15 protein-coding genes are annotated in these 16,526 nt (G+C 69.5%); 10 read left to right on the plus strand and 5 right to left on the minus strand.

The window, feature by feature from the left end:
* Positions 1-43 precede the first annotated feature (43 nt).
* Entirely contained in the window at positions 44-1,228 is a 1,185-nt protein-coding gene (gene nadA, locus ACFC02_RS16420; protein ID WP_376357070.1) for a quinolinate synthase NadA, read from the minus strand.
* A gap of 311 nt (positions 1,229-1,539) precedes the next feature.
* Between nadA and ACFC02_RS16425 the strand changes: the two genes are divergently transcribed.
* Entirely contained in the window at positions 1,540-1,896 is a 357-nt protein-coding gene (locus tag ACFC02_RS16425) for an iron-sulfur cluster assembly accessory protein (RefSeq protein WP_061919812.1), read from the plus strand.
* Positions 1,897-1,992: 96 nt separating this feature from the next.
* Here the strand turns inward: ACFC02_RS16425 and ACFC02_RS16430 are convergent, their stop codons facing one another.
* On the minus strand, positions 1,993-3,708 hold the full coding sequence (locus ACFC02_RS16430) for a hypothetical protein (protein ID WP_376357073.1): 1,716 nt from the start codon (positions 3,706-3,708) through the stop codon (positions 1,993-1,995).
* A 243-nt stretch (positions 3,709-3,951) separates the two neighbouring features.
* Positions 3,952-4,209, minus strand: coding sequence for a hypothetical protein (locus tag ACFC02_RS16435; protein ID WP_376357075.1), 258 nt, complete (start codon positions 4,207-4,209; stop codon positions 3,952-3,954).
* 131 nt (positions 4,210-4,340) lie between these two features.
* Between ACFC02_RS16435 and ACFC02_RS16440 the strand changes: the two genes are divergently transcribed.
* Positions 4,341-5,312: a carbohydrate kinase family protein gene (locus ACFC02_RS16440; protein WP_376357077.1), complete on the plus strand. Its 972-nt coding sequence runs from the start codon at positions 4,341-4,343 to the stop codon at positions 5,310-5,312.
* 51 nt (positions 5,313-5,363) lie between these two features.
* Here ACFC02_RS16440 and ACFC02_RS16445 read toward each other — a convergent pair whose 3' ends face one another.
* Complete coding sequence (locus tag ACFC02_RS16445; protein ID WP_376357079.1) at positions 5,364-6,743, minus strand: cysteine desulfurase/sulfurtransferase TusA family protein; 1,380 nt, start codon at positions 6,741-6,743, stop codon at positions 5,364-5,366.
* A gap of 322 nt (positions 6,744-7,065) precedes the next feature.
* On the opposite strand from ACFC02_RS16445, the gene coxB reads away from it, so the two are divergent.
* The 4 genes from coxB to ACFC02_RS16465 all read left to right on the plus strand — a co-directional run bounded on the left by coxB (position 7,066) and on the right by ACFC02_RS16465 (position 11,567).
* Positions 7,066-8,025 carry a cytochrome c oxidase subunit II gene (gene coxB, locus ACFC02_RS16450; RefSeq protein ID WP_376357081.1) on the plus strand — a complete coding sequence of 320 codons (960 nt, stop codon included), beginning with the start codon at positions 7,066-7,068 and terminating at the stop codon, positions 8,023-8,025.
* Positions 8,022-9,758 carry a cytochrome c oxidase subunit I gene (gene ctaD / locus ACFC02_RS16455; RefSeq protein WP_360963153.1) on the plus strand — a complete coding sequence of 579 codons (1,737 nt, stop codon included), beginning with the start codon at positions 8,022-8,024 and terminating at the stop codon, positions 9,756-9,758. Before coxB ends, ctaD begins: the two co-directional genes overlap by 4 nt.
* The gene (locus ACFC02_RS16460; RefSeq protein ID WP_360963150.1) at positions 9,755-10,153 is read left to right on the plus strand and encodes a cytochrome c oxidase subunit 4; all 399 of its coding nucleotides are present in this window, start codon (positions 9,755-9,757) and stop codon (positions 10,151-10,153) included. Before ctaD ends, ACFC02_RS16460 begins: the two co-directional genes overlap by 4 nt.
* Before the next feature lie 142 nt (positions 10,154-10,295).
* Positions 10,296-11,567 carry an Ig-like domain-containing protein gene (locus tag ACFC02_RS16465; RefSeq protein ID WP_376357084.1) on the plus strand — a complete coding sequence of 424 codons (1,272 nt, stop codon included), beginning with the start codon at positions 10,296-10,298 and terminating at the stop codon, positions 11,565-11,567.
* Between the two features lie 130 nt (positions 11,568-11,697).
* Here ACFC02_RS16465 and ACFC02_RS16470 read toward each other — a convergent pair whose 3' ends face one another.
* Positions 11,698-12,093 (minus strand): hypothetical protein, encoded by a 396-nt coding sequence (locus tag ACFC02_RS16470; protein ID WP_376357086.1) that lies wholly within the window; start codon positions 12,091-12,093, stop codon positions 11,698-11,700.
* Positions 12,094-12,300: 207 nt separating this feature from the next.
* Between ACFC02_RS16470 and ACFC02_RS16475 the strand changes: the two genes are divergently transcribed.
* The 4 genes from ACFC02_RS16475 (at position 12,301) to ACFC02_RS16490 (ending at position 16,482) form a co-directional block, all read left to right on the plus strand.
* Entirely contained in the window at positions 12,301-12,921 is a 621-nt protein-coding gene (locus ACFC02_RS16475; protein ID WP_360963142.1) for a heme-copper oxidase subunit III, read from the plus strand.
* A 62-nt stretch (positions 12,922-12,983) separates the two neighbouring features.
* Positions 12,984-13,793: a c-type cytochrome gene (locus ACFC02_RS16480; RefSeq protein ID WP_376357088.1), complete on the plus strand. Its 810-nt coding sequence runs from the start codon at positions 12,984-12,986 to the stop codon at positions 13,791-13,793.
* The gene (locus ACFC02_RS16485; RefSeq protein WP_376357090.1) at positions 13,790-14,848 is read left to right on the plus strand and encodes a Rieske 2Fe-2S domain-containing protein; all 1,059 of its coding nucleotides are present in this window, start codon (positions 13,790-13,792) and stop codon (positions 14,846-14,848) included. Before ACFC02_RS16480 ends, ACFC02_RS16485 begins: the two co-directional genes overlap by 4 nt.
* Entirely contained in the window at positions 14,845-16,482 is a 1,638-nt protein-coding gene (locus ACFC02_RS16490) for a cytochrome bc complex cytochrome b subunit (protein ID WP_376357092.1), read from the plus strand. The genes ACFC02_RS16485 and ACFC02_RS16490 overlap by 4 nt, the downstream gene beginning before the upstream one ends.
* Positions 16,483-16,526: the final 44 nt, after the last annotated feature.

Genomic DNA, 16,526 nt, shown 5'->3' on the forward strand with positions numbered 1-16,526 from the left:
CATCAAACCCCCTGGAAGCGCCCCTTTTCCATGCCTGTGCCTTCTACGGCAGCGCCAGCATGCGTTCCAGTGCCAGCTTCGCGTAGGTCTCCGTCTCCTTGTCGACCTGGATGTGGTTGACCAGGTTGCCCTCGGCCAGGGATTCGAGGGCCCAGACCAGGTGGGGGAGGTCGATGCGGTTCATCGTCGAGCAGAAGCAGACCGTCTTGTCCAGGAAGACGATCTCCTTGCCCTCGGGGGCGAAACGGTTCGCCAGGCGGCGGACCAGGTTCAGCTCCGTGCCGATGGCCCACTTGGAGCCGGCCGGAGCGGCCTCCAGGGCCTTGATGATGTACTCCGTCGAGCCGACGTGGTCCGCCGCGGAGACCACCTCGTGCTTGCACTCGGGGTGCACCAGGACGTTCACGCCGGGGATGCGGGCGCGGACGTCGTTCACCGAGTCGAGGCTGAAGCGGCCGTGCACCGAGCAGTGGCCGCGCCACAGGATCATCTTCGCGGCGCGCAGCTCCTCGGCGGTCAGTCCGCCGTTCGGCTTGTGCGGGTTGTAGACGACGCAGTCGTCCAGCGACATGCCCATGTCCCGCACCGCCGTGTTGCGGCCCAGGTGCTGGTCGGGCAGGAACAGCACCTTCTCGCCCTGCTGGAAGGCCCACTCCAGGGCCCGCTTCGCGTTCGACGAGGTGCAGATCGTGCCGCCGTGCCTGCCGGTGAACGCCTTGATGTCGGCCGAGGAGTTCATGTACGACACCGGAACGACCTGCTCGGCGATGCCCGCCTCGGTCAGTACGTCCCAGCACTCGGCGACCTGCTCGGCCGTCGCCATGTCGGCCATCGAGCAGCCGGCCGCGAGGTCCGGCAGGACCACCTTCTGCGCGTCGGTCGTCAGGATGTCCGCGGACTCCGCCATGAAGTGCACACCGCAGAAGACGATGTACTCGGCCTCCGGCCGCGCCGCCGCGTCCCGGGCCAGCTTGAAGGAGTCGCCCGTGACGTCGGCGAACTGGATGACCTCGTCGCGCTGGTAGTGGTGGCCGAGCACGAAGACCTTGTCCCCGAGCTTCTCCTTGGCCGCGCGGGCGCGCGCCACCAGGTCCGGGTCGGACGGGGCGGGGAGGTCACCGGGGCACTCGACGCCGCGCTCGCTCCTCGGGTCGGCCTCGCGGCCGAGCAGCAGCAGGGCGAGGGGCGTCGGCTGAACGTCGAGCTCCTGGGGCTGGGCGGTGGTCACGACACGCACCCTTTCTACTTTTCGTCGAATTGACGTTATCTATCATAACTGCTTCACGTCACTTTGACGATGCCCATCGTGTCGGTGTGACGTGAATCCCGGCGTGACGTGAATCCGGTCGCCGCCTCGCAGCCCGCCCGGCGCCGCTCCGGTTGTCCACAGGGCTCTGCCCCCTCTCCGACGGGTGTGCGAGCATGAAGGGGGCGAGCATGGACAAGAGAACAATCAAGTGCCCGGCCCGGAATGAATCCGCGGCCTTGCCGGTTGCACTCGTCGGCAAGCAGTCTCCGTACAACCCGGGAGAGATGTAGATGTCCGTATCGGACGAGACCACCACCGTCACCGACGGCATCATCCTGACCGACGCCGCCGCGTCGAAGGTCAAGGCCCTGCTCGACCAGGAAGGCCGCGACGACCTCGCCCTGCGGGTCGCCGTCCAGCCCGGCGGCTGCTCCGGCCTGCGCTACCAGCTCTTCTTCGACGAGCGTTCGCTCGACGGGGACGTTGTGAAGGACTTCGGCGGCGTCAAGGTCGTCACCGACCGCATGAGCGCCCCCTACCTGGGCGGCGCCACCGTCGACTTCGTGGACACGATCGAGAAGCAGGGCTTCACGATCGACAACCCGAACGCCACGGGCTCCTGCGCCTGCGGCGACTCCTTCAGCTGAGCCGCGGCCCCGGCGCGCCGGGAGCACGACGGCAGACGAACGGAAAGGCGGCAGCCCCCGCGAGGGCTGCCGCCTTCCGTTCGTTCCCGCCGCGGCTCACCGCACCGGCGTCCCCGACTGCGGGAGTCCGGCGCCCGCCGCCCGGGAAGGAACGGCCCTGCCGTCCGGCCCGACCACCGACCGGCCCTCCAGCGCCCGGTCCAGGTGCACCGTCCGGTGGTACACTTTCGCGATCATGATGCAGACCTTGCCCTGCCAGGGCGTCTCGGTCACCGTGACGGTCACCCGCCCGGACTCCTCCTTCGCCGACACCCGGTAGTCGGCGCACACCCCGCCCTCGAAGGTCACCGTGAGGTCCTTGCCGTGGGCGCTGTAGCCGGCCGGCCGCACCTCACGGGTGGCCGGGGCGGCCGTATCGCCCGATCCGTTCGACCCGCCCGACCCGCCCGGCGCGGCCAGGTACTTCGGGTCGACGGCCGGGTACGTCACCGTGAAGGCGTCCGGCCCGGTCGCTCCCCGCACCTGGAACAGCCAGGACGGCACCAGCGCCTGCCGCCCGCCGGACGGGTGCGCCGCCAGACCGAACACGGCCTTCTCGACGGTCAGGGTGTCCCGCGCGCCACTGCCCGGAGCGGACGCGGTGCTGCCCGCGGCGGAGGCTCCGGCGCCCGATGCGGACGTGCCGCACGGTGCCTCCAGCCGGTCCTTCAGCGGTACGGGACTCGCGCAGCCGCCGATGCCCATCCGGTGGCCGGTGCCCGGCGCCGCGTTCATCAGCTCCAGCGTCCGGCGCGCGCTCAGCACGGGATACGTGTCCGTCTCGACCGGTGCCTTCAACCGGCCGCTGCCGCCGATCACCTCGCCCTGCGGGCCCACGGTCAGGCTCGTCGCCCAGCCGTGGGTGGGCAGCCCGCCGACGACCGGGTCGGCGTCGACTACCCGCTGCGCGCCCATGGTCCCGCTCGCGTCCGCCTTGGCGTCGTCCTGCCCGGCCGCCTTGAGCACCGGTGCCGCCGCCTTCATCGCGGCGGCCACGCTCACCGGGTGCGCGGCGGGGGCCACCGGGTCGTGCGCGCACAGCACGCCCTTGCCCTTGCAGTCGTCGGTACCCGGCACGTACCGGTTGAACGTCCAGTTCCCCGGCGCCGACCGGCCGACCCGCAGTACCGGACCCGCGCCGTCCTTCGCGTTCCCCACCTGCCAGGCCTGCCCGTCGGTCACCGGCGTGCCCGTGATCCCGAGCGCCGCGGCGAGCCGAGCCGCCTCGTCCCGCGTGACCTGGCCCCGCGCCGTGTACACCGGCGCCGAACCGGGACCTGCGGGCAGTGTCCCGGCGGCCTGGTAGACGGCGCCGTACGGGTTGGGCTCCCCGGGCGCGATGCCGTTCGCGCCGCCGGTGGCGCCGGTTCCGCCCGTGGCACCCGCGCCCGCTTCCGTGGCCGTACCGGTGGATACGTGGTCGTCCAGGACGAGCGGCGGGGGAGTGCCGTGTCCGCCGGACGCCGCTGTGCCCGTACGGTCCTCGTTGCCGCCGGAGGCACCCGTGGCGAGGTATGCCCCGCCGCCGCCCACCAGCAGCACGGCCGCCGCGACCGAGGCGGCGACCAGCGGCCCCCGCCCCCGCCGAAAGCGCCCGCCCCCGCCCTCGCCGGACTCTCCTCCGTCGCCCTCGCCCTCGCCGCCGCCCGCGCCGCCGTCCGCACCGGGCCCGCCGCGGGGGACGCCGCCCGCGGCGGCCCCGGCCCCGGCCGCCGCCTCGACCGCGTCCTCGTCGCCGGGTCGCTCGGGTCGCTCCGGTCGCTCGGTGTTCACCGCATCGCTCCTTCGACTGCACAGCCGTCCCGGTGTGTTTCTGACCCGCCCCTGACAAAGTCAGCGGCCGACGGGTCGTACACCGCCTCCCCCATACGGGGGACAGCGATGGGACGTGCCGGGGGAGCGCCCGGTTCCACCCGGTGCACACCGGGTACCGAGCGCGCCGCCCGGCCCCGTGGTCCGGCGCGGCCCCGGAGCCGGACTCGGTCCCCGTGGTCCGGCGCGGCCCCGGAGCGGGACTCAGTCCCCGTAGTCCGACATCGACTCCAGCAGCCGGGCGGAGGAGTCCGGGACCGACACGCCGTGGATACGGGCGGGCGAGACCGGCCCCGGCCGGGAGGCGGCGCCGCCGCCGCCCGGCCGGGAGGCGGCGCCGCCGCCGTCCCCGTCCGGCGCCGACCAGCGCGGGGCCATCCGGGCGCAGTCCCCGCGCAGGGACGCCAGATCACCCTCCAGGTCGGCCGGGGCGGGGGCAGCATGGACCTCGTGGTTCGTCATGACCGAACCGTAAGCACGTCCCGGGCCGCCGAGAAAGATCTACTATCGGGTAGTTTCGCCCGCTTCAGCGCCCCGCACGGAACGGGTAGCGTGAACTGTCAGTCCCTCCGCCCACCAGGAGCGTCCACGCCGTGCGCATCGCAGTCACCGGCTCCATCGCCACCGACCACCTCATGACCTTCCCCGGCCGCTTCGCCGACCAGCTCGTCGCGGACCAGCTGCACACGGTCTCCCTCTCCTTCCTGGTCGACCAGCTGGACGTGCGGCGCGGCGGGGTCGGCGCCAACATCGCCTTCGGCATGGGCCAGCTCGGCACCGGCCCGGTGCTCGTCGGCGCCGCCGGCCCCGACTTCGGCGAGTACCGGGCCTGGCTGGACCGGCACGGCGTCGACACCGCCTCGGTCCGCATCTCCGAGACCCTGCACACGGCCCGCTTCGTGTGCACCACCGACGCCGACCACAACCAGATCGGCTCCTTCTACACCGGCGCGATGAGCGAGGCCCGCCTCATCGAGCTGAAGACCGTCGCGGACCGCGTCGGCGGCCTCGACCTGGTGCTGATCGGCGCCGACGACCCGGAGGCGATGCTGCGGCACACCGAGGAGTGCCGCTCGCGGTCCATCCCGTTCGCCGCCGACTTCTCCCAGCAGATCGCCCGGATGGACGGCGACGAGATCCGGATACTGCTGGACGGCGCGACGTACCTGTTCTCGAACGAGTACGAGAAGGGCCTCATCGAGACCAAGACCGGCTGGAGCGACGCCGAGATCCTGGACCGCGTCGGCCACCGGGTGACCACCCTCGGCTCGCGCGGCGTGCGCATCGAGCGCTCCGGCGAGGACCCGATCGAGGTGGGCTGCGCGGAGGAGGAGCGCAAGGCCGACCCGACCGGCGTGGGCGACGCCTTCCGCGCCGGATTCCTGTCCGGCCTGGCCTGGGGCGTCTCGCTGGAGCGCGCCGCCCAGGTCGGCTGCATGCTGGCGACCCTCGTCATCGAGACGGTGGGCACGCAGGAGTACCAGCTGCGCCGGGGGCACTTCATGGAGCGCTTCACCAAGGCCTACGGCGACGAGGCGGCCGACGAGGTGCGCACCCACCTCTGACCGCCGGCCCGCCCGCGGGACGACAGCGTCCCGCGGGCCCCGGCGAGGTCCTCAGGAGACCCGGCGGACGACGTACGCCGTACCGCGCTCCGCCCTCTCCTCGCCGACGTACTCCTGACCCCGCATCTCGCACCAGGCCGGGATGTCCAGGCGCGCGGCCTCGTCGTCCGCGAGCACGCGGACCGTACCGCCCACCGGCACGTCCCCGATGACCTTCGCCAGCTCGATGACCGGGAGCGGGCAGCGCTTGCCGAGGGTGTCGAGGACCAGCTCCCCCTGGTGCGCGGCCGCCCGGGGCGCGGGCGGCGCGCCCAGCTTCTCCCGCACCCCGGCCACCACCCCCGGCAGCACTGCCAGGAACCGCTCGACGTCCTCCTCCCGCGCCCCCGGCGGCAGCGACACCCGGACGTTGCCCTCGCTCAGCACCCCCATCGCCTTCAGCACATGACTCGGGGTCAGCGTGCTGCTCGTGCAGGAGGAGCCGGAGGAGACCGAGAAGCCCTCGCGGTCCAGCTCGTGCAGAAGCGTTTCCCCGTCGACGTAGAGACACGAGAAGGTGACGACACCGGGCAGCCGGCGGACCGGGTCGCCCACCACCTCCACGTCCGGCACCAGCCGCGGCACCTGCGCCCTGATCCGCTCCGTCAGCTCCCGCAGCCGTACGGCCTCCGCCGCCGCCCCGGCCCGCACCGCCCGCAGGGAAGCCGCCGCCGCCACGATGGCCGGCAGGTTCTCGAACCCCGCCGCCCGGCCCGACTCCCGTTCGTCCGCCGGTCCCCGGAGCGCGAACCGCACGCCCTTGCGCACCACGAGCAGTCCGACTCCGGGCGGCCCGCCCCACTTGTGCGCGCTCGCCGTCAGCAGCGACCAGTCCCCGGCCACCGGCCCCCAGCCCAGCGACTGCGCCGCGTCGACCAGCAGCGGCACGCCCGCCGTCCGGCAGGCCTCGGCCACCTCGGCGACCGGCTGCTCGGTGCCGACCTCGTGGTTGGCCGACTGGAGGCAGGCGAGGGCGGTGTCCGGGCGCAGCGCCCGCGCGTACGCCGCCGCACCGACGGCACCTCCCCGGTCGACCGGGACCCGGGTGACCGTCCCGCCGTCCGCCTCGTGCGACTCGGCCGAATGGAGCACCGAGGAGTGTTCGACGGCTGACACGATCAGGTGGCGTCCGACGCGGCGCCGCCCGGTCAGCGCGCCCGCGACACCGGTGTGCACGGCCCGCGTGCCGGACGAGGTGAACACCAGCTCGTCGGCCCGGCACCCCACCGCTTCGGCCGCCGCCTCCCGTGCCGCGTCCAGCAGCAACCGCGCCCGCCGGCCCTCCTTGTAGAGCCGGGCGGGATCGGCCCACCCCTCGTCCAGGGAGGCGAGCAGCGCCTGCCGGGCGACGGGATGCAGAGGAGCGGCGGAGGCCGCGTCGAAATAGACCACACCGCAACGCTAAGCGCCCCGACGGCGCGCGGGGAACCGCGCGACCAGCCACGACGTACCCGTGGCCGCCGCGCACGACGGAAACCACCCGAGCCGGACCGCGCCCGACCTGCCGTCACATACCAGCGCACCCGGGGGCATCCCACCCCTTCGGGGTGACCCGCGGCGCGTATGGCACCCTCCCCGCGACCCGCCCGAAGGCGTCCAGTAGGGTTTGGTCCGCATAAACATCCAAACCCCTGCCCGACGCAGGGCGGCGACCGACCAGCGAGAAGGCAGGCCGCAGCCAACCGCGCGGGCGAGACTCTCGGGAAGGCGCTACGTGAGTCCCAACGGCTCCGACCGCTCGCCGCGGCGCCCGATGCGGCGGAAGCTGCTGCAGGCACTGACTGCGGGCCTGGTCCTGGCGACCGCAACCGGTTGCACATACAAGGACTTCCCCCGGCTGGGTATGCCCACCCCAGCCACGGAAGAGGCTCCGCGGATCCTCTCGCTGTGGCAGGGGTCCTGGGCGGCCGCGATCGCGGTCGGCGTGCTGGTGTGGGGTCTGATCCTGTGGAGTGCTTTCTTCCACCGGCGCAGCCGCACCAAGGTCGAGGTACCTCCGCAGACCCGGTACAACATGCCCATCGAGGCCCTGTACACGGTGGTCCCGCTCATCATCGTCTCGGTGCTCTTCTACTTCACGGCCCGCGACGAGTCGAAGCTCCTCGACGAATCCAAGAAGCCCGACGTCACGGTCAACGTCGTCGGTTACCAGTGGAGCTGGGCGTTCAACTACGTCACGCCCGTCGCCGGTTCGGCGGGTGACGCGAGGACCGACAAGAACCTGCTGGCCATTCCGGACCGGTTCAAGAAGGACTTCCCGGCGAACGCCGGCGGTGTCTACGACTTCGGTACGCCGGCCACGCGGAACCCGCAGAACGGCAACCCGGGTCCGACCCTGTGGCTGCCCAAGGGCAAGACCGTCCGCTTCATCCTCACCTCTCGGGACGTCAACCACTCGTTCTGGGTGCTGCCGTTCCTGATGAAGATGGACGTCATCCCCGGCCACACCAACTCCTTCCAGGTGACCCCCAACGAGGAGGGCACCTTCCGGGGCAAGTGCGCCGAGCTCTGCGGCCAGGACCACTCCCGGATGCTGTTCAACGTGAAGGTCGTCTCGCCGGACCGTTACGAGCAGCACCTCAAGGACCTCGCTAAGAAGGGGCAGACCGGTTACGTTCCCGCCGGCATCGCGCAGACGAGCCACGAGAAGAACCGGGAGACGAACAACCTGTGAGCATCCTCAACGAACCTCAGGGTGCCGCGGCGGCAGCGGGCTCCTTCGGGAGCGAGCAGCCGGTCCGGCGCAAGCAACCCGGTAACGTCGTGATCAAGTGGCTGACGACCACGGACCACAAGACGATCGGCACGCTCTATCTGGTCACGTCGTTCGCGTTCTTCTGCATCGGCGGCGTGATGGCGCTCCTCATGCGCGCCGAGCTGGCCCGTCCGGGCCTGCAGATCATGTCGAACGAGCAGTTCAACCAGGCGTTCACGATGCACGGCACGATCATGCTGCTGATGTTCGCGACGCCGCTGTTCGCCGGTTTCACGAACTGGATCATGCCGCTGCAGATCGGCGCCCCGGACGTGGCGTTCCCGCGGCTGAACATGTTCGCCTACTGGCTGTACCTGTTCGGCTCGCTGATCGCGGTGGGCGGCTTCCTCACCCCGCAGGGTGCGGCCGACTTCGGCTGGTTCGCCTACGCCCCGCTGTCGGACGCGGTGCACTCGCCGGGTATCGGCGGCGACATGTGGATCATGGGTCTGGCCTTCTCCGGCTTCGGCACGATCCTCGGCTCGGTCAACTTCATCACCACGATCATCTGCATGCGCGCGCCCGGCATGACCATGTTCCGCATGCCGATCTTCGTGTGGAACGTGCTGCTGACCGCGGTGCTGGTCCTGCTGGCCTTCCCGGTGCTGGCCGCCGCCCTGTTCGCCCTGGAGGCGGACCGCAAGTTCGGTGCCCACGTCTTCGACGCGGCGAACGGCGGAGCCTTGCTCTGGCAACACCTCTTCTGGTTCTTCGGCCATCCAGAGGTGTACATCATCGCGCTGCCGTTCTTCGGCATCATCAGTGAGGTCATCCCGGTCTTCTCCCGCAAGCCGATGTTCGGCTACATGGGTCTGATCGGTGCCACGATCTCCATCGCGGGTCTGTCCGTGACGGTGTGGGCCCACCACATGTACGTCACCGGTGGTGTGCTGCTGCCGTTCTTCTCCTTCATGACCTTCCTGATCGCGGTCCCGACCGGTGTGAAGTTCTTCAACTGGATCGGCACCATGTGGAAGGGCAGTCTCTCCTTCGAGACGCCCATGCTGTGGGCGACCGGCTTCCTGATCACCTTCACCTTCGGTGGTCTGACCGGCGTCATCCTGGCGGCCCCGCCGCTGGACTTCCACATCTCCGACTCGTACTTCGTGGTGGCGCACTTCCACTACGTCGTCTTCGGCACGGTCGTCTTCGCGATGTTCTCCGGCTTCCACTTCTGGTGGCCGAAGTTCACCGGCAAGATGCTCGACGAGCGCCTGGGCAAGATGACCTTCTGGATGCTGTTCATCGGCTTCCACGGCACCTTCCTCATCCAGCACTGGCTGGGCGTCGAGGGCATGCCGCGCCGGTACGCCGACTACCTGTCGGCCGACGGCTTCACCGCCCTGAACACGGTGTCGACGATCTTCTCCTTCCTGCTCGGCCTGTCGATCCTGCCGTTCTTCTACAACGTCTGGAAGACGGCCAAGTACGGCAAGCCGGTCAACATGGACGACCCGTGGGGCTACGGCCGCTCGCTGGAGTGGGCGACCTCCTGCCCGCCGCCGCGGCACAACTTCCTCACCCTGCCGCGGATCCGCAGCGAATCCCCGGCGTTCGACCTGCACCACCCGGAGATCGCCGCGCTCGACCAGCTCGAGAACGCCGGTCACGGTGAGAAGGCCCTCGCTGGCGGCAAGGAGGCCGGCAAGTGAAGATCCAGGGCAAGATGTTCATCTGGCTGAGCGCCTTCCTGCTCGTCATGGCGATCGTCTATGGCGTGTGGTCGAAGGAGCCGGCCGGTACCACGGCCCTCTTCCTCTCCTTCGGCCTGAGCATCATGGTCGGCTTCTACCTCGGCTTCACGGCCAAGCGGGTCGACGCGGGCGCTCAGGACAACAAGGAGGCCGATGTCGCGGACGACGCCGGTGAGCTGGGCTTCTTCAGCCCGCACAGCTGGCAGCCGCTCGCCCTCGGTGTCGGTGGCGCGCTGGCCTTCCTGGGCGTGGCCCTCGGCTGGTGGCTGCTGTACTTCGGAGCGCCGATCGTCTTCATCGCTCTGCTCGGCTGGGTCTTCGAGTACTACCGCGGTGAGAACCGCACCCAGTAGGCCCCAGTAGCACGAACTGAAGACCGGGCAACCCGGGCACTCCGTCGAACGAGTGCCCGGGTTCCTTCTTTTCGTCGTACCTGTATCCCCCGAATGGACGACCCACCGTGCCGGAGTTGACGGAGCTACTTAGCGTGCTGCCATGAGCACCACACTGTTCTCCCGGGGCGCAAAGGCCGGTGTCAGTTGCACTCTTCTGGTGGTCGCCCTCGGCACGGGTCTGACCGCCTGCGGAGGGAACGACAACCCCCTGGCAGCCGACCCCTACGACGCGGCGGACCAGATCACCTTCAACGGTCCCACGGAGGCCGGCAAGCAGGCCGACCCGGAAAAGCCCTTGGTCATCACCACCTCGGGCTCCGACGGGCGCATCACGGACGTGACAGCCGTGGACGCCACGGGGCGGCACGTCTCCGGCGAACTGGCCGCCGACGGCCGCCGCTGGCACAGCACCTCACCCCTGGCCGCGGGCGCCCACTACACGCTGACGGTGAGGACCGAGGACGACGACGGCTCCCCCGGCCGCAAGGTCCTCACCTTCGACACCAGCAAGCCCACCACCACCAAGCGCCTGAACGTGACGTTCGGCCCGGAGGCGGGCACCTACGGGGTCGGTGAGCCCATCGTGGCCGAACTGGACCAGCCGGTGAAGGACAAGGCGCAACGCGCCGTCGTGGAGCGCGGCCTCCAGGTCGATTCCACGCCCGCCGTGCGCGGCACCTGGTACTGGGTGAACGACAAGACGCTCCACTACCGGCCCAGGGACTACTGGCCCGTCGGCGCCACCATCAAGGTGCGCAGCACGCTCCAGGACATCCGCATCGGCGACCTCCTGTACGGCGGCACCGCCAAGCCGCTGACCATCACCACCGGCAACCGCGTCGTCGCCGTCACGGACGCCGCCACGCACCGGCTGACGGTCTACAGGAACGACGAGAAGATCAAGGAGATCCCCGTCACCACCGGCAAGGCCGGTTTCGAGACCCGCAACGGCGTCAAGGTGGTCCTCGCCAAGCAGTACTTCGTGCGGATGAAGAGCTCCACCGTCGGCATCGCCGCGGGCAGTTCGGACTCCTACGACATGCCGGTGTACTACGCCACCCGGGTGACCTGGAGCGGTGAGTTCGTGCACGCCGCCCCCTGGTCCGTGGGTTCCCAGGGCAGCGCCAACGTCAGCCACGGCTGCACCGGCATGAGCACCTCGAACGCCAAGTGGTTCTTCGACAACATCCACGAGGGCGACGTCGTCCAGGTCGTGAACTCCAAGGGCAAGGCGATGGAGCTGTTCGACAACGGCTTCGGCGACTGGAACCTGCCCTGGCAGAAGTGGCTCCAGGGCAGCGCCCTGAGCTCCGGCGCCCAGTCGGCCACCCCCCAGGGGAACCCGGCCAGACTGAGCCCCCAGGGCCTCTGAGGAGGCGGCAGGACCAGGAGGGGCCCGGGACGGTACCGGCACGCGGCTTGGCCGCGTGGGCGAGCCCGGCCCGGGACCGCCCGCTGCCGCGAGGCACCGGGCCGCCCCCGCCCCTCGGACGCCCAGCCGCTCAGACCAGCGCGGGCTTGCGCAGCAACGCGGCCAGCGCGGTGGCGAACTCCACCGGGTCCACCGGCGAGGTGACCGCCGCGTCCGCACGGCTCCACGTCGCCAGCCAGGCGTCCTGGGGCCGTCCGATGAGCAGCAGCACCGGCGGGCAGCGGAAGACCTCGTCCTTGATCTGGCGGCACATGCCCATGCCGCCCATCGGTACGGCCTCGCCGTCCAGGACGCAGACGTCGATCCCGCCCCGGTCCAGCTCGGCGAGGACCGCCGCGGGCGTGGCGCACTCCACGAACTCCACCACGGGCGCGTCCTGCGCCGGCCGCCGGCCGGTGGCCAGCCGCACCTGCTCCCGGGTGTTGGCGTCGTCGCTGTAGACCAGGACCGTCGCGGTCGCCTGCATTGTTCCTCCACGCCTCTTGGGAAGACCTTGAGAAGACACAGCAAAGTGCGGGAACTTCCGGGTACCGATGGCGCGGATGCTACTCCCTCCCAGACTCGCCCAACACCGCCTGGAACACCCCTTCGATGGGCCATACGGGCTGGACACACCCCACAGACACTCCGAACGGCACCCCCCGGAGTGAGGGCGGGATAAGCGACCGACATAATGTCGGTCGTGGCGACAGCAACGACAGTAGAAACCGGGCACGCGCACCCGTCGGTCAACCGGCCGAACCTCACCAGCGTCGGAACCATCATCTGGCTGAGTTCCGAGCTGATGTTCTTCGCGGCCCTCTTCGCGATGTACTTCACCCTGCGATCGGTGACGGGTCCGGCGCACTGGAAGGAGATGGCGGACCACCTCAACGTCCCCTTCTCGTCGGCGAACACCACGATCCTGGTGCTCTCCTCACTCACCTGCCAGCTCGGCGTCTTCGCCGCCGAGCGCGGTGACGTGAAGAAGCTCCGGGGCTGGTTCACCGTCACCTTCATCATGGGTGCGATCTTCATCGGCGGTCAGATCTACGAGTACACCAGCCTGGTGAAGGAGGACGGGCTCTCCCTGTCCTCCGACCCGTACGGCTCGGTGTTCTACCTGACCACCGGCTTCCACGGCCTGCACGTGACGGGCGGTCTCATCGCCTTCCTGCTGGTCCTCGGCCGCACCTACGCGGCCAAGAGGTTCACGCACGAGCAGGCGACGGCGGCCATCGTCGTGTCCTACTACTGGCACTTCGTCGATGTCGTCTGGATCGGCCTCTTCGCCACGATCTACCTGATCAAGTAGCCGAAGAACCGATCCGAGTCCGCAAAGCATCGACGCAGAAGATCCTGACACCGGGGTAATCCGTGAAAAAGCTCTCCGCACGACGACGCCATCCGCTGGCGGCGGTCGTCGTCCTCCTTCTCGCGCTGGCGGCCACGGGGGGGCTGTACACCGCGTTCGCGCCCGCGAGCAAGGCGAAGGCCGACGACTCCGCTCAGTCCCTCACCATCGAGGAGGGCAAGAAGCTCTACCAGGTCGGCTGCGCAAGCTGCCACGGCACCGGTGGTCAGGGCACCACTGACGGTCCGACCCTGGTGGGCGTGGGCGCCGCGGCAGTCGACTTCCAGGTCGGCACGGGCCGTATGCCGGCCCAGCAGCCGGGCGCGCAGATCCCGCGCAAGAAGGTCATCTACAGCCAGGCCGAGATCGACCAGCTGGCGGCGTACATCGCCTCCCTGGGCTCCGGGCCGGCCGTGCCGACGAAGAACCAGTACAGCCCGGAGGGCGCGGACATCGCCAAGGGCGGTGAGCTGTTCCGTACCAACTGCGCCCAGTGCCACAACTTCACCGGCAAGGGCGGTGCGCTCACGCACGGCAAGTTCGCCCCGGACCTCACGGGCGTCGCCCCGAAGCACATCTACGAGGCCATGCAGACCGGCCCGCAGAACATGCCGTCCTTCCCCGACACGACCATGTCCGGGAAGAACAAGAAGGACATCATCGCGTACCTGAACGCGATCAACGGCGACCAGACGACCAACCCCGGCGGTCTCGAGCTGGGCGGCCTCGGGCCGGTCAGCGAGGGTCTGTTCGCGTGGATCTTCGGACTGGGCGCGCTGATCGCCGTCGCCGTGTGGGTCGCCGCTCGGACCGCAAAGGCCAAGAAGTCATGAGTAGCCAAGACATTCCAGAAGAGAACCTGCCTGCCGAGCAGGGCACGGCGCACGGCGCCGTAGGGGTCGCGGACGACAAGAACCCGTTCGCCGACCCGGGCCTGCCGCCCCACGAGCACCGGATCCAGGACATCGACGAGCGGGCCGCCAGGCGGTCCGAGCGTGCCGTCGCCCTGCTGTTCACGGTCTCCATGCTGGCCACCGTGGGCTTCATCGCCTCGTACGTGACCATCCCGAACGACAAGTCGATCTTCGTCTTCCCGCTCGGGCACATCAGTGCGATGAACTTCGCGCTGGGCCTGACGCTGGGTGTGGCGCTGTTCTGCATCGGCGCGGGCGCGGTCCACTGGGCCCGCACCCTGATGTCCGACGCGGAGGTCGCCGACGAGCGTCACCCGATCGAGGCGTCCCCCGAGGTCCGCGCGAAGGTCCACGCCGACTTCAAGCAGGGCGCCAAGGAGTCCGCGATCGGCCGCCGCCCGCTGATCCGCAACACCATGCTGGGCGCGCTCACCCTGGTCCCGCTCTCCGGCCTGTTCCTGCTGCGCGACCTGGGCCCGCTGCCCAAGGAGTCCCTCCGCCACACCATGTGGGCCAAGGGCAAGCGCCTGGTCAACATGAACACCAACCTGCCGCTGCGTCCCGAGGACGTCGCCGTCGGTTCGCTGACCTTCGCCAAGCCCGAGGGCCTGGAGGAGGCGAACGAGGACTTCCAGACCGAGATCGCGAAGGCGGCCCTGATGATCGTCCGGCTCCAGCCGGACAACATCAAGGACAAGCGCGAACTCGCATGGTCGCACCAGGGCGTCGTTGCCTACTCGAAGATCTGCACCCACGTCGGTTGCCCGATCTCCCTGTACGAGCAGCAGACGCACCACGTGCTGTGCCCGTGCCACCAGTCCACCTTCGACCTCTCCGACGGCGCCCGAGTCATCTTCGGCCCGGCCGGTCACGCCCTGCCGCAGCTGCGCATCGGCGTGGACAGCGAGGGGTACCTCGAGGCGCTCGGCGACTTCGAGGAGCCCGTCGGTCCTGCATTCTGGGAGCGCGGATGAGTACTACTGCGAGCAACCCGACCCGCTCGCGCGGGAAGGCACCGGCCGGCGAGAAGCTCGCCGACTGGGCCGACGGCCGGCTGGGCATCTACAGCCTGGCCAAGGCCAACATGCGCAAGATCTTCCCCGACCACTGGTCGTTCATGCTGGGTGAGGTCTGCCTCTACAGCTTCCTGATCATCATCCTCACGGGTGTGTATCTGACGCTGTTCTTCCACCCCTCGATGAACGAGGTGGTGTACCACGGCAGCTACGTCCCGCTCCAGGGACAGCTGATGAGCGAGGCGTTCAACTCGACCCTGCACATCTCCTTCGAGGTGCGCGGTGGTCTGCTCATCCGGCAGATCCACCACTGGGCCGCGCTGATCTTCCTCGCGGGCATGTTCGTGCACATGATGCGCGTGTTCTTCACCGGCGCGTTCCGCAAGCCGCGTGAGATCAACTGGATGTTCGGCTTCCTGCTGTTCGTCCTGGGCATGTTCACCGGTTTCACCGGTTACTCGCTCCCGGACGACCTGCTGTCCGGCACCGGTGTCCGCTTCATGGAGGGTGCGATCCTGTCCGTGCCGATCATCGGCACGTACATCTCGTACTTCCTCTTCGGCGGCGAGTTCCCCGGTCACGACTTCGTGGCCCGGTTCTACTCGATCCACATCCTGCTGCTGCCGGGCATCATGCTCGGCCTGGTCGTCGGCCACCTGATCCTGGTCTTCTACCACAAGCACACGCAGTTCGCGGGCCCCGGCAAGACCAACAACAACGTCGTCGGCATGCCGCTGCTGCCGGTCTACATGGCCAAGGCCGGAGGCTTCTTCTTCCTGGTCTTCGGTGCCATCGCGGCCATCGCGGCGATCGCGCAGATCAACCCGATCTGGGCCATCGGCCCCTACCGGCCGGACCAGGTGTCCACCGGCGCCCAGCCCGACTGGTACATGGGCATGGCCGAGGGTCTCATCCGCGCCATGCCTGGCTGGGAGATCAACTTCTGGGGCCACACGCTGGTCCTGGGCGTGTTCATCCCGCTGGCGCTCTTCGGTGTGGTCCTCGCCGCGATCGCGCTGTACCCGTTCATCGAGGCCTGGGTCACCGGCGACCGGCGCGAGCACCACATCCTGGACCGCCCGCGCAACGTCCCGACCCGCACGGCCTTCGGTGCCGCGTGGATCGCCTGGTACTTCGTGCTGCTGGTCGGTGGTGGAAACGACCTGTGGGCCACCCACTTCCACCTGTCGATCAACGCCATCACCTGGTTCGTCCGCATCGCGTTCTTCCTGGTGCCCGTCGTCACGTTCGTCGTCACCAAGCGGATCTGCCTCGGCCTGCAGCGCCGGGACAAGGACAAGGTGCTGCACGGCCGCGAGTCGGGCATCATCAAGCGCCTGCCGCACGGTGAGTTCATCGAGGTCCACGAGCCGCTCAGCCAGGAGCAGCTGTACACCCTCACGGCCCACCACCAGTACGAGCCGGCCGAGATCGGCCCGACGGTCGACGAGAACGGTGTCGAGCGCAAGGTCGGCGGTACGGAGAAGCTGCGCGCCAAGCTCAGCAACGCGTACTTCGGTGAGGACAGCCAGATCGCGAAGCCGACCGTCGAGGAGTACAAGGAGATCACGAGCGGCCACGGCCACCACTGATCGCTTAACCCTGAGCGTCGCCACGCCACGGTCGAAGGGCCCCG

The organism is Streptomyces sp. NPDC056160 (genome assembly GCF_042268205.1).
In the GTDB taxonomy this organism is placed as follows: Bacteria; Actinomycetota; Actinomycetes; order Streptomycetales; family Streptomycetaceae; genus Streptomyces.

Coding starts and splice junctions, on each gene's coding strand:
- ACFC02_RS16425 (WP_061919812.1), top strand. CDS start 1,540: ATGTCCGTATCGGACGAGACCACCACCGTCACCGACGGCATCATCCTG.
- ACFC02_RS16435 (WP_376357075.1), bottom strand. CDS start 4,209: ATGACGAACCACGAGGTCCATGCTGCCCCCGCCCCGGCCGACCTGGAG.
- ACFC02_RS16465 (WP_376357084.1), top strand. CDS start 10,296: ATGAGCACCACACTGTTCTCCCGGGGCGCAAAGGCCGGTGTCAGTTGC.
- ACFC02_RS16470 (WP_376357086.1), bottom strand. CDS start 12,093: ATGCAGGCGACCGCGACGGTCCTGGTCTACAGCGACGACGCCAACACC.
- ACFC02_RS16475 (WP_360963142.1), top strand. CDS start 12,301: ATGTCGGTCGTGGCGACAGCAACGACAGTAGAAACCGGGCACGCGCAC.
- ACFC02_RS16485 (WP_376357090.1), top strand. CDS start 13,790: ATGAGTAGCCAAGACATTCCAGAAGAGAACCTGCCTGCCGAGCAGGGC.
- ACFC02_RS16490 (WP_376357092.1), top strand. CDS start 14,845: ATGAGTACTACTGCGAGCAACCCGACCCGCTCGCGCGGGAAGGCACCG.